The sequence below is a fragment of the Clostridium sp. AN503 genome, assembly GCF_040719375.1.
GTDB lineage: Bacteria > Bacillota > Clostridia > Lachnospirales > Lachnospiraceae > Brotaphodocola.
Genome location: NZ_JBFDTP010000001.1, coordinates 1,372,737 through 1,385,486, shown reverse-complemented (window position 1 = coordinate 1,385,486; position 12,750 = coordinate 1,372,737). Strand labels below are relative to the sequence as shown.

General features: G+C 49.7%; 11 protein-coding genes. 3 read left to right on the top strand and 8 right to left on the bottom strand.

The annotated features are described in order from the left end of the window. The first annotated feature begins 62 nt into the window (after positions 1-62). The 3 genes from AB1I67_RS06285 to AB1I67_RS06275 are packed head-to-tail and all read left to right on the top strand — an operon-like array spanning position 63 to position 3,134. On the top strand, positions 63-950 hold the full coding sequence (locus tag AB1I67_RS06285) for a sugar phosphate isomerase/epimerase family protein (protein WP_367028950.1): 888 nt from the start codon (positions 63-65) through the stop codon (positions 948-950). A 12-nt stretch (positions 951-962) separates the two neighbouring features. Beyond that, entirely contained in the window at positions 963-2,297 is a 1,335-nt protein-coding gene (locus AB1I67_RS06280; protein ID WP_367028949.1) for an ABC transporter substrate-binding protein, read from the top strand. A gap of 57 nt (positions 2,298-2,354) precedes the next feature. Continuing rightward, positions 2,355-3,134 (top strand): HAD-IIA family hydrolase, encoded by a 780-nt coding sequence (locus tag AB1I67_RS06275; RefSeq protein ID WP_367029166.1) that lies wholly within the window; start codon positions 2,355-2,357, stop codon positions 3,132-3,134. A 354-nt stretch (positions 3,135-3,488) separates the two neighbouring features. Here AB1I67_RS06275 and AB1I67_RS06270 read toward each other — a convergent pair whose 3' ends face one another. The 8 genes from AB1I67_RS06270 to AB1I67_RS06235 all read right to left on the bottom strand — a co-directional run bounded on the left by AB1I67_RS06270 (position 3,489) and on the right by AB1I67_RS06235 (position 12,726). Continuing rightward, positions 3,489-3,884 carry a hypothetical protein gene (locus AB1I67_RS06270; RefSeq protein ID WP_367028948.1) on the bottom strand — a complete coding sequence of 132 codons (396 nt, stop codon included), beginning with the start codon at positions 3,882-3,884 and terminating at the stop codon, positions 3,489-3,491. A gap of 92 nt (positions 3,885-3,976) precedes the next feature. Next, entirely contained in the window at positions 3,977-4,561 is a 585-nt protein-coding gene (locus AB1I67_RS06265) for a hypothetical protein (protein WP_367028947.1), read from the bottom strand. After that, positions 4,546-6,024: a serine/threonine-protein kinase gene (locus AB1I67_RS06260; protein ID WP_367028946.1), complete on the bottom strand. Its 1,479-nt coding sequence runs from the start codon at positions 6,022-6,024 to the stop codon at positions 4,546-4,548. Before AB1I67_RS06260 ends, AB1I67_RS06265 begins: the two co-directional genes overlap by 16 nt. Before the next feature lie 113 nt (positions 6,025-6,137). Continuing rightward, the gene (locus AB1I67_RS06255) at positions 6,138-7,466 is read right to left on the bottom strand and encodes a C1 family peptidase (RefSeq protein WP_367028945.1); all 1,329 of its coding nucleotides are present in this window, start codon (positions 7,464-7,466) and stop codon (positions 6,138-6,140) included. A 39-nt stretch (positions 7,467-7,505) separates the two neighbouring features. Next, positions 7,506-9,140 (bottom strand): GGDEF domain-containing protein, encoded by a 1,635-nt coding sequence (locus tag AB1I67_RS06250; RefSeq protein ID WP_367028944.1) that lies wholly within the window; start codon positions 9,138-9,140, stop codon positions 7,506-7,508. Between the two features lie 154 nt (positions 9,141-9,294). Then, positions 9,295-10,332 carry an aldo/keto reductase gene (locus AB1I67_RS06245; protein WP_367028943.1) on the bottom strand — a complete coding sequence of 346 codons (1,038 nt, stop codon included), beginning with the start codon at positions 10,330-10,332 and terminating at the stop codon, positions 9,295-9,297. Between the two features lie 71 nt (positions 10,333-10,403). After that, complete coding sequence (gene eno / locus AB1I67_RS06240; protein WP_367028942.1) at positions 10,404-11,711, bottom strand: phosphopyruvate hydratase; 1,308 nt, start codon at positions 11,709-11,711, stop codon at positions 10,404-10,406. 4 nt (positions 11,712-11,715) lie between these two features. Further along, positions 11,716-12,726: a phosphotransferase gene (locus tag AB1I67_RS06235; protein WP_367028941.1), complete on the bottom strand. Its 1,011-nt coding sequence runs from the start codon at positions 12,724-12,726 to the stop codon at positions 11,716-11,718. Positions 12,727-12,750: the final 24 nt, after the last annotated feature.

The following is a 12,750-nucleotide window of genomic DNA, read 5'->3' as shown; positions in this document are numbered from 1 at the left end:
GGGCGGGTTTACATGCTGTGGAAACTACAGCCAGATTGCTAATAAAACTAAGGAGAAGATCTATGAAGCTATCAACTACAACATTATTTTATGGTCCGAGGCCAGACGGGAGCGTAGGTCCCATGCTGGAAAGCATCCGCAGAATCCATAAAGCCGGTTTTAGGGATTTAGACCTTAACTTTGCATGGACCAGAAGAAATAAGACAGAGTTATATCATGATGACTGGAAGGAGTGGATCCAGAAATGCAAGGAGGTCATTGACGAGCTTGGGATGACTGTCAGCCAGTCCCACGCCCCCTTCTATAATGTCATTGATCCGGATTATCCTTATCGTGAGGTTGAGGAAGAGATGGTACGCCGTTCTATCATTGCCTCGTCAGAACTCGGCGCTGATATTGTAGTAATCCACGGGGGATCACGCCCTTATCGTCCGGATTACAGGAAAAACAAACAGGAAAATATGGAATATTTCAAACCACATCTGGAATTTGCAGCTAAACACGGTGTGACACTGGCTATAGAAAATCTGTTTGATTTAAACGACAGCGAAAAACGGGTACGGGTGCCCCGTTATCTGGCTGACCCGGAGGATCTGATCGATCTGGTAGACACCCTGCACCAGTCTTATGACAATGTAGGGATTGTCTGGGATTTTGGACATGCAAATCTAATGAACTGGAACCAGCCGGAATGCCTTGAAATGATGGGGGACCGTCTGATTGCCACACATGTCCAGGATAACTATGGTGTGATCGATGATCATCTGCTTCCGTATCTGGGGACTATAGAATGGGCGCCCATCATGAAAACGTTAAAAAAGATCAACTATCAGGGGGCATTTGCATATGAAACTCATAAAATGACAGACCGGCTTCCGGATCCAATGATCGACGCAATGATGCACTATGCATATGAACTGGGGGTATATCTGCTCACACTTGCGGAATAAAGGAGGAAAAATATGTTGAAAAGGTATTTGGCAGGAATCGCATTACTTACAATGATAACTGTAAGCGGCTGCTCTACTAAAGCCACGGAAACATCATCTGAAACAAACGCTTCCAAGGTTTCTGCATCTGAAACAAATACAGATGCCGGCACTTCTTCCGACGTGTTAGAGATTGAATTCTGGCATGCGCTGGAGAACCAGTATCAAGCAACTTTAAACCGCGTTATCAGCGATTTTAACAACACCCATGACGATATGGTAGTAAAGCCCCTGTATATTGGGAACTATACTGCGCTGAATGAAGCTATCGTTTCCGCCAATGCTGCAGAGACAAGCCTGCCCGGCGTAGCTATGGCGAATATCCCCTATGTAACCGCGTATGGCGCCGGCGGCTTATGTGAAGATCTGGGGCCCTACATTCAACGTGACAATTTTGAAATAGACGACTTTGGAGAAGGTCTGATCCAGGCTGCAAAATACGAGGACACCCAGGTTGCCCTGCCATTTCTCGTATCCACGGAAGTGATCTATTACAATCGGGATAAGATGAATGAATTAGGTCTGGAAATACCTGAAACATGGAATGAACTGCCCCGGTTTTTAGAACAGGCCTCCGATGTCGCTGCGGATGGCACCACAAACCGCTATGGCATGGTATTCCCCGGCTGGATTACATGGTATTATGAACCTTTCTTTATAAATAACGGGGTTTCCCTGGTCACTGCGGAAGGTACGACCGATCTTGCATCAGAAAATTCTGTAAAAGTGGTTTCTGATATAAAGGATTGGGCGAAAAAAGGATATACCTATCTTGCAACCGGAGAAGATGCCGCCTCTGTCATGCGTCAGAACTTTATTGATGGAAAGGCTCTGTCCGTAGTTTATACCAGCTCGCTGTATGACACAATCGTCGATAGCTGCAGCTTTGACGTTGGGATGGCATGGCTGCCCGGAGGCGAGACAAAAGAACAGGTATTGGGAGGAAATGTCCTGTTTCTCCCGGCTAAAAATGATCAGAAGATAAAAGACGCCTCCTGGGAATTTCTCTCGTACTTAATGAGCAAAGAAGTCAATATGATATGGGCTTCTGAATCAGGTTACCTGCCCACGAGAAAATCCGTACAGGAAACGGATGAAGGCAAAGCCTTTTTAAAACAGAAGCCGGAATTTCAGATTATTTTTGATAATCTCGACATCATCACTCCCGGGATCCAGCGCACTGATTGGAGTCAGGTATCCACCGCATGGAGGAATTGGATGGATGAGATCATCCAGGAAGACCTTGACGTAGAGGCGTCTCTGAAAGAGATGGAGGTAGAGATCAACGAAATATTGAGCGGCTCATAAAGGAGAACAGCCTTGATAGACCATAGAATATCATTACTTGAAAAAACAAAGCTTTTTGTGCTGGATATGGACGGTACTTTTTATCTTGGCGAACACATGATAGACGGATCTCTGGAGTTTCTGCGGACATTGGAATATACAGGACGCCGTTATATGTTCTTTACCAATAACTCATCCAAATCTGCGGAAACATATGTAAAAAAGCTGAGATCCATGAACTGTTCTGTTGACGCCAGCCAGATCATGACTTCGGGAGATGTAATGATTGAATATTTAAAGCAGTATTATCCGGGACACAGCGTGTATTTATTGGGAACCGGCTCGTTAAAGACAAGCTTTCTGCAATCCGGTATCCCACTGACAGAAGAACAGCCTGACATTGTAGTAGTGGGATTTGACACAACACTGACTTACCATAAGTTAGAACGTGCATGCAGTTTTATCCGGAATGGCGCGTTATTTCTGGCTACCCATATGGATATTAACTGCCCAATAGAAGACGGGTTTATTCCGGACTGCGGTGCTCTTTGTGCAGCTATTACACGTTCAACGGGAAAAGCACCCAAATATATGGGCAAGCCGTTTCCAGAAACCATCGAACAGATTTTAAAGAAGACCGGCGCTCCCAGAGACCAGATCGCTTTTGTCGGTGACCGGTTATATACTGACGTAGCTGCAGGTGTAAATAACGGAGTTACCGGCTTTCTGGTGCTGACCGGAGAAACAAAAACAGCAGACCTTGATCGCGCAAAAATACGTCCCGACGGTGTCTTTCTCTCCCTAAAAGAGATGGGGGATCTGCTGAGAACATCTGCTGAAAAGATAATTTTGTGTTGACAAGTTAGCTTTCTTGCATTACATTGACTATGAGAAACGGGTTTTCACCACACTTATTGTTGTGGCCTGCCCGTTTCTTTTTTATTTCATCCATAATCTGAATCATAAAACTGCACACATCTGACAAAAACAGTCTGGCGTTCTATCTGTCAGATCCCATAAAAGCAGCGCAGTTCCCCCTCATATCCAACCTCCAAATTATTGACTTTTATGCTTATTGAATTTAACTCAGGCGCACAAAAGCCAATAATTCAGAGACATTACTTTTATTTTCCCCGCCCCTGCTTCATTCCCAGGCTGATTTGGGATTCTCTCATGAAGCCCCGCCCCATGTCTGCGCCAAAAGGCGCCTCACTACCGGTGATACACAATATCAAACCGGATTTCCTTCAGTTTCTTTTTCCTGCCGGGATCCGCATCTGGATCTGAACCTGCATCTGCTTCATCACCGGCTCCCGCCCCATATTCCGTTTGGGCATCTCTTACCACATCCGGCTGGGATAAGGTTCTCTGCCGCAACAGTGTCTCCGGCAGTTTTTGTACATCTTTCATGGGAATTGATACATCCTCCAGAATATAGTCGCCCATATAAAAGCCGCCGTCTTTCCGGACCTCAAATATCTTTTCCCAAAGCTCATCATCAGCATCCTTCCCATCGATCAGAACACGCACGCCCTGTTCCTGGTATCGTTTCATCCCCTCCACATAAGCTCTGCGGCTCTTTTCGTTCAGCTTTTTCCTTTGCTCCACGTGACCCTCCTCCAGTCTGCAGGCAGCAGCAATTCCCCGGAAGGCAAAGCTGTGACACAATCCCTTTACTGCTCAGCCTGCAGGCCCGTACTTTAAAATAAAAGCTTTTTAAAAAACTCCATATCGGCGCGGGTCACGGCAAACGCATCTTCTGAAGCTGGAATCCGCAGGCACTTTCTCCGAAATGCTTTTTCCCACTCTTTTCTGGTCTCCTCGCTGCCAAATGCAGCGGCGCAGCTCCAGCTCTTGTCCCGTTCCGTATAAAGGCCCGCAGCTTCCAGAAATGCCCCTGCCCGCCACTCGCTCAGTGAGCCGACAATGATCTTTTGGTCGCACCGGGCGCAGTCACATACTGCCGCCCCGGTCATCACCCCGTAGTCCACAATGATGTATTCATAATCCCTGTTCAGGCATGCCGCCAGTACGGCGGCATCCGCAGCCCCATAGTAGTCCACATCCAGTATCCGAAACGGTCCTTCTTCCCTGTCTCCACGCCGGCCGCCAGAACCGGACATGACACAGAACCTTTCCATGGCAGCAAAATCCCCATGGTCGTTCCACTCCAGGACAGCCACCTGCTTCCTGTGTACTCCTGCCAGATAATTGGCCGTCCAGACAGCCAGATGGGTGACTCCCGTACCTCTGCCGGCTCCGATAATCCCTATGGTCCGCCGCATTTTCCCCGGTGTATCCGGGCGGCCAGGACCCTTAACTTTCCTGCCAGTTTTCGTAGTACCCCTCCTTTTTCCTCGACAGCCCATGTACGCAGAACTGCATCATAGACCTTCCGCACCTTTTTGGCGCTTACCAGTGGATTGGAACAATATGGCATCAGGAAACACGGAGTTTCCCCTGCCGGACCGGGCAGCCGGTCAAACAACTGCCCACAGAAATGATTGTAGATAACCGCCAGCCCCGGATGAACTCCGAGACTGAAAACCGCGTCCCTGGTGGTCTCCCACTCCCAGGGTCTTGCCCCGCAGACCAGCAGATATCCATCCGCCGGTTCCTGCAAAAAACTCTGCCAACCCGTACCCCAGTCCTGGACCACCACCTGGTACGGGTGGCTCTCCAGCCTCACGCTTGGCCCATATTGGGGAAGCATGGGTACGCCGCGGATCATGCAGATGCCAAAGCGGTCCGCCTGCGCATTGACACAGGATGCGAACTGCCGCACCGCACCAGAACCGTTTTTCTCCTCATAGATAGCAGAAATACCGCTCTTCCTTAAATGGGCGGCAAGTCCCATTGCAATGTGCGTTGTCCCGGCTCCCTGCCGGATTCCCGCCACAGCAACAGTCAGAGATGATATCTGGTCGTCACCTATATTACCCTGTCTCTTTTTCCTTCGCCTTAAAATCCGCCCCCAGACCATCTTAAGCGCCTCACAAAGCTGTTCCGCCGATTGATACCTGCGCGTTTTATCCTCCTGCAGGCAGGTACGGATGATCCGCACAAGGCTTCTGTCTCCGATTTTTTTTGAAAGCGCCGCTTTTTCTCCGGGATATTCCCCGGTCAGCATGTAATGGAGGACAGCACCAATGGCATAGATATCAGTCCGTTCATCCAGGACATCTCCCGTGTACTGTTCCGGCGCCGCGCAGCCTGCTGTCCCGTAACGCAGGGTCAGATGCTCCGCTTCATTCAAATGTACAGAGTGGTCAAAATCAATCAGTTTCACCGTGTCGTGACACACTAAAAGATTCTTTGGCTGTAAATCAAGATACAAAATAGGGGTTGGTCTCGCCGAATGCAAGATACTAACCAGATGACAAATCTGAATCCCATACAGGACCGTCATTGCCTTCGAAAAATGCCCCATGTTGGAAACAAGGGCGTACAGGGAATCTCCTTCCAGAAACTCCTCGATCAAATAGCTGTACTGTTCATCCTCCTCCAGGTCATACACGATCGGTATCCCCGGATGGCGGATACTTTTCAGTATCAGCGCTTCCCTTCGGAACTCTCCGTAATCCTCACAGGCTTTGGACACCTGTTTGATCGCACGATATTCCTCCAGGTCTTTGTGTCTCGCCAGATACACCGTCCCGCTTCTTCCACGGCCCAGTATCCGGCACACTTGATATTTTCCAAACAGAGTGGTGTCTACTATCTCTCCACCTCCTTTTGCAAATATCATCTCCGTAAGCACATTTTAATATAGTTGGGAAAATTTTACAAGCACTTTTTTCCCGCACTGGATACTTTCTTTTGCGAAAAACTGGAAGGCGCCGTTATCCGGCGCCCCCTTAATCACGCTAACGACCCCATCGGATCCCACGGCTCCAACACCTCCGGCTCCTCAGAAAGCGCTTTTTTCAAGTCATCCGGCAGGTACTTTTTATGCACCACCGCCTGATAAGTGAACTCGTCAAACCAACTGCTGCTCATCACAAAATATCCCTTTTGTCCGGCCTCCTCGCCCCAGCTGTTTTCTATCTTCCAGCGGTTCGGAACCCCGTTATCATCCAGATTTACGCCGGCGATCACCATGGCATGGTTCATCGCGCTGTCCCGATAATCCAGGCGTTCTTCCTTCGTCATGCCAAAGGTGAGGCCTCCCAGGATCTCTCCATAACAGAAACTGTCCTGATCCCAGATCCCCAGCCTGCGGTCGCCGAATCTGGAACAGTCGCAGCCGAACCAGACTGGCTCCCCATCCTTCAACTGGGAGATGACCATCTGTTTCAGGGTTTCCATGGGTACATTGATATGGCGGACCGGGTCCTCCACTACATTTCCAAGGTATTTGACCGTATACGCTCTCCCATAAGGCTTATCCGCCGTGGGCGCATTGATGATGCTCACATAATCTTCCAGATCGATCTTTACATATCTGTCATAAAAATCATAAGGAGTCAGATTGACATCCCGGTGAAAATGATCGTCTTTATCCCGGTACTCAAAATCAAAGGTTTCTGCCGGCTTTCCAAAACAAATGCAGAGCGCACGGTACATCTCCTTCAGCATCTCTTCCTTGCGGGCCTGCGGGTCCTCGTTCCGGGAAACCATGGCCCTCAGCTCTGCCGCATACTCTCTCAGCTTCATGTTCAGCATCCGGTTCATAACTTTCGTCGATGACGACTGAGAAGTCTCCGGCATGGCGGAAATCGGGACTACACCGTATTTTTTCACGATCGAAACGATCATGTCCCACTGCCCTCCATCACTGATCCCCTGTAAGACCCAATCCAAAGTCCTGTCGCCTGCCGGCAGGCTGCCGCAGTCGATCACCGCCTCCAGGAAATAATTGATCTTTTCAAACTTATCCCAGAAAGCAATGTAGTTTTCAGACAGTTCCATCCGCTCCATACCACAGTTTTCTGCGGCGGCCTCCCTTAAAATGTTCATCGCCGCAAAGATCCAGCACCGCCCGCTGGATTTCTGCCAGGTCACAGCAGACCGGCATAGATCGATGGAAAATGTCATATCCAGTTTTCTTGCCGCCTCACCGTTAAACGCGGCATCCGCCAGCTCGGCTTTTGATACGGCGCAGGTCAGGGTCCTGTATTTAGGATCGCTTTCATAATCCTTCCTGCACGCCTCTATGAACTGCCGTGTAATCGGTTTTGCCTGTCTCATCTTATGTACCGTCCTTTCACATATCGTTCGTTTCCATATCTACATATCCAGCACAACATACCCACGTTTGCCGCTATTTTTAACCTGATACATCGCTTCATCTGCCATTCCGATCAGTTTCTCCGGAGTCAGGCTGCGGCTGCTCTCGGTCTTTAGATCGATCCGCACCGCGCCAATGCAGCAGGTAACAGACAGATTGGCGCCGCTTCCACGGACTACAAACTGGCTCTCCGCCTGCTTCTGGATCCTGTCCAGATACAGCTCCAGCTCATGGAGCACCGCCTCATTTTCCACCACAACAAGAAATTCATCGCCGCCCACTCTTCCGACCGTTCCGCCAGTTTCCCTGGCTAAAAGGGCTGCGATAAACAGAAGGACCTGATCCCCCACATTATGCCCGTAATGGGTATTGAACGCCTTAAAGTCATCAATATCCACAAACAGAACGGCGATCCGCGCTCCCTCTCTGCGCCGGCAGTCCATGGCTTCCATAAGGTACTGGCTGATCCGCTCCTTGTTCAGTACCTTGGTCAACGCATCCTGCTCTGCCTTTTCCCGAAGAAGACGCTGCTGCTTTGCTTTGTAGAGATTTTCTGTCTCGATGAAATCGATCAGTCCGTTGATCTCCGTTCCAAGATTGCCAAGCTCGTCCTTCCGCTCCACAGGAACCCTCAGTGAATAATCCTGATTGCTCTGGATCCCCCTTAAAGTATCAGATATCTTCTGGATGGGACGCACAATGCGGCGTGAGGCAAACCTTCCGCTCCAGACTGCCAGGATGATACACAGCAGAAGCAGCACCGAAGCCAGGATACTATATACGGTCTGCTCCGCTTTATAGCTGTCCAGCCCTGTAGTCAGCAGTACCCTCCAGTTGGTATACTCCACATCTGAATAATATGTGATATACTCTTTCCCCGCTACTTTGTACTGAAAGCTGCCCTGAGGATTCTTAACAAAATCGATCGAAGTGTATTTCTCTATGTAGTCCCGCCGGTCTTCTGCCGTAGTAACAAAATCCTCCCGTTCCTCATCCTGTGTGCCCGCGCTGATGATCTGCCGTTTCCCATCAACCAGATAGAACGTAGCGTCATTCCACAGCTCCGTTTTCTTTCTGATATTTTTATAAAAATCCAGGTCGATCTCCGCCAGGGCATACCCCATCAGCCCGCCCGCATCTTCAATAGCAGATATGGCCACCAGGGTCTTATTGCCGTCCGCATCCACCAAAACATCCGAAATATAGAAAGACTGGCTCCCCATACTTTCAACCAGATCGCCAATCCCGTCTGCGGCATAAGGCAGATGGTCTCTTGCACTGCTGGAAACAACCCGGTGCTCTTTATCCAGAACCGTAAGCGTTTTCATATAACTAACCATTGTGGTATAAGAAGAAAGGATATCATCCAGATACTGGACAGCACCCCCTTTTGTGTTTCCTCTTAATACAGAGCGTGACACATCCATCCCACCAAGAAGAGACAGATATTTCCGCTGCTGTTCGCAAAAATTTGTCATTTCTGATACCTGTGTATTCGCTACTACATACAGGCTTTCCGTAATCACCTTTTCCAGTCTGCCTGAATAAATATTCGTGATGAGCAGGGTAAAAAGGAAAAATGGAAACACGATCAGACTAAAGACTGTCCGATATAGAGAAGTACGGATCTTCATAAAGCTCTCCCCTGGAAACTTAATAATCATCCCGTTTTTTTATGTTAACATTATAACATTACCACTATGATAAATCAACCGGCATTGTCAGAACATGCTGCTTCTGACAATGCCGGTTGATCAGGTCGATGCTGGGGCTGATTAACAAAAATATTTAGAAATTCGTTGGCTCCATGACCTTCCCGGCCAGGATCTCTTCATAGTCCTTCAAATTCCGCGCTAACAGCTCCGGTGTGTCCAGACCGTAGGGACATTTGCCGGAACACTGGTTGCAGTGGAGACAGTCCTTGACCTTCATCATCTTCGCCTGGCCTTCCGGTGACAGATGGGATGCCGACGGGGAACGGCGCAGCAGCAGCGACATGCGGGCGCAGGTATTGATCTCGATCTCCACGGGACACGGCATACAATATCCGCAGCCCCGGCAGAAACTGCCTGCAAGCTGCTTCCGGTCTGTCTCGATCAGATCGCGGATCTCGTCTGTCATGACCGGGGGTTCTTTTACATAACGCAGGAATTCTTCCAGCTCATGTTCCTTCTGGATGCCCCAGATGGGAAGCACATTGTCAAACTGTGCGGCAAACGCGTAAGCGGCAGCGGCATTGGTGATCAGTCCGCCGGACAGGGACTTCATGGCGATAAAGCCAATATTCTTCTCCTGGCAGGAACGCACCAGCTCAAAATCCGGCTCTGTGGACAGATAGCAGAACGGAAACTGAAGCGTATCATACAGCCCGCAGTCTATGGATTCCCGCGCCACATACAAACGGTGGTTGGTCAGCCCGATATAGCGGATCTTCCCCTGTTCCCTGGCCTTAAGCGCCGCCTCGTAAAGTCCTGTCCCATCGTCCGGTTTCGGACAGAAATCCGGGTTGTGGAACTGATAGACATCGATATAATCCGTCTTTAGCGTACTTAAGCTGGTCTCCAGATCCTTCCAGAATTCATCCGCTGTCTTTGCAGCCGTCTTGGTGGCAAGAAAGATATGGCTGCGGATATCACTCATGGCATAACCAAGCTTCTCCTCGCTGTCGCTGTAGGCGCGCGCCGTATCAAAAAATGTGATGCCGCCGTCGTAAGCGCGGCGGAACAGTACTGCGGCTTCTTCTTTCGTGACGCGCTGCACAGGCAGAGCGCCAAAGCCATTCTTATCCGTGACAATTCCGGTCCTTCCCAGGGTTACAGTTGGCATGGGCAGATTCCTCCTCATTGGTGATTATTACTTTTATCTTAGCACTACTGTATGGCATTATCAAGAAATATTCACCAGTTATAACGGATCCTCTCAAATATTGACGACGACAGGTATACTCCCATATTCCCCAGGTCCTCCTCCATACGGATTCCCTCGTTCCACTTCACTGCGCGCTCGCTTCTCGCCACAGAACCAACCTTCAACTGGCCTGCATTGGTCGCAATCGCCAGATGTACTATCGTGGCATCCTCCGTCTCGCCGCTCCGGGCGCTGATCACCGGCAGATACCCCATATTTTTCGTGTACTCGATGGCATCTAAGGTTTCTGTGACCGTACCGATCTGGTTCATCTTGATCAGAACGGAATTGCAGGCCCCTTTTTCCACACCTGCCTTAATCCGCTCAATATTGGTGGTAAACAGATCGTCCCCTATGATCTGAATCCTCTTTCCCAGCTTTTCTGTTACCAGCGCATGGCCTTCCCAATCATATTCCGAACAGCAGTCCTCCATGGAAACGATCGCATAGTGATCCACCCATTCACACAGCAGATCCACAAATTCCGGCGTGGTCAGCTCCTTACCCTCAAGCTTCAGCCTGTAAATCTGCTTCTCCTTGTCATAAAACTCGCTGGCAGCAATATCCAGAGCAATTCCGATATCCACGCCCGGTACATATCCAGCTTCCTCGATCCCCTCAGTCAGCAGCTTTAAGCCATCCTCGTTACAGGTAAAGCCAGTCGGCCAAAAGCCGCCCTCGTCTGCAATGGACAGCGGCCGGCCGGTACGGGCAAAAACCTTTTTCGTTCCATTGTAGACATTGACAATCATCTCAATCCCCTTCTCAAAGGTATCTGCGCTCAGCGGAACAGCCAGAAAATCCTGAATATCGATGGATCCCACCGCATGCGCTCCTCCGCCAATGATCTGGATCATCGGCAGGGGCAGCGTTCTGGCATTGACGCCGCCCAGATAACGATAAAGCGGTTCGCCCTTTGCAGCCGCAGCAGCATGGGCGACCGCCATGCTGCATCCCAGGATGGCATTGGCGCCCAGACGGCTTTTGTCCGGCGTCCCGTCCATTGCGATCATCATGTTGTCCAACTCAGCCTGGCGGGTTGCATCTCTGCCAAGCAGAGCCGGCGCCAGCTCATCATTTATATGGGCAATCGCACGGCGAACGCTTTTCCCTCCATATTCGGCTCCGCCGTCGCGCAGCTCCAGGGCTTCATAAACCCCTGTGGAAGCTCCGGAGGGAACTGTCCCGCGCCCCACCACCCCGCATTTTAAAGTGACATCCACCTCCACAGTCGGATTCGCACGGGAATCCAGCACCTGCCGTGCCGCCACCCTCACAATCTCATATGCCTCGTTCATATCCTTATCTCCCCATTCCTTTCTGAATCATATCAAACGCCTCCTCAAACCGCTCTGTCTGCCTGCTGATCAGCGCAAAACTAAGCTCCCGCACCAATTGTTGTTTTTCTGCGTCGCCAACTAAATATTCTACCGGACTCTTTCCGTCAACTCTGGCAAGCATCAAAAATGCCAGAGTCCTGATATAAGCGGATTCAAACTCCTGCTTGTCCATACAGGACAGCTCTTTAAAATAGATCTCTGCCATGTATTTGAGCATCGCCAGATATGCACCTGCATACTCCTTAAACTTCACGGCTTTCAGGACAAAATGATTTGAGAAGAACGCCAGGTCAAAGGCGGGATGTCCAAAATGGGCAACTTCATAGTCCAGCACACTAATGCTGCGGCCGTTTATCATGATGTTCTTCGGACTGTAATCCCCGTGCACCAGAGTGATCTGCGCATCCATCAATTCTCTGATCAGCGTATCGGCAAATTCCTTAAGCTCCGGATGTTTCTGCGCCGTGAATTCAATATAGGGTGAGATCCGCAGCCCATAAAAGATATCCTTGCTCGCGAACTTCTCTCGGATATCGTTTCTTGTGCTGCATTCATTATGTACCTTCACCAGTGTATGGATGGATTTCTCCGCCACCTGGAAATCCAGAAGCCCGCTCATTAAATCCTCTTTCCACATGGGACATCCGTTCGGTATGGCCTCCCGCCCGTAGATATAATTTTCCGGGTCATAAAAATACACCTCCGGCGCATATTCCGGCATCAGCTCATGATAGATCCTGTTACTCTCATACTCCGTGTACATCCGGTTCGGATCGCACAGCCAGGTATCCTTCGTCTTAAGCTGCGCCAGGGCCTGCTTGATGATCACCGGGGCATCCCCCCGCTCGATAAATGCAACAGTCCCCGATACGCCGCCGGAGCAATATATGATCCCATGATCATCTCCCGGTCCTGTAATCCCTTTTTCCAGAAGATACTTTTCAAGCACTTCTTTATCCGCAATATTTAACATGTTATCCTCCCTTGATCCAAATAA

Bases quoted from the DNA above. Each gene is read 5' to 3' on its own strand.
- AB1I67_RS06235 (WP_367028941.1), bottom strand. From the start codon at position 12,726: ATGTTAAATATTGCGGATAAAGAAGTGCTTGAAAAGTATCTTCTGGAA.
- AB1I67_RS06280 (WP_367028949.1), top strand. From the start codon at position 963: ATGTTGAAAAGGTATTTGGCAGGAATCGCATTACTTACAATGATAACT.
- AB1I67_RS06250 (WP_367028944.1), bottom strand. From the start codon at position 9,140: ATGAAGATCCGTACTTCTCTATATCGGACAGTCTTTAGTCTGATCGTG.
- AB1I67_RS06285 (WP_367028950.1), top strand. From the start codon at position 63: ATGAAGCTATCAACTACAACATTATTTTATGGTCCGAGGCCAGACGGG.
- eno (WP_367028942.1), bottom strand. From the start codon at position 11,711: ATGAACGAGGCATATGAGATTGTGAGGGTGGCGGCACGGCAGGTGCTG.
- AB1I67_RS06245 (WP_367028943.1), bottom strand. From the start codon at position 10,332: ATGCCAACTGTAACCCTGGGAAGGACCGGAATTGTCACGGATAAGAAT.
- AB1I67_RS06265 (WP_367028947.1), bottom strand. From the start codon at position 4,561: ATGCGGCGGACCATAGGGATTATCGGAGCCGGCAGAGGTACGGGAGTC.
- AB1I67_RS06255 (WP_367028945.1), bottom strand. From the start codon at position 7,466: ATGAGACAGGCAAAACCGATTACACGGCAGTTCATAGAGGCGTGCAGG.
- AB1I67_RS06260 (WP_367028946.1), bottom strand. From the start codon at position 6,024: ATGATATTTGCAAAAGGAGGTGGAGAGATAGTAGACACCACTCTGTTT.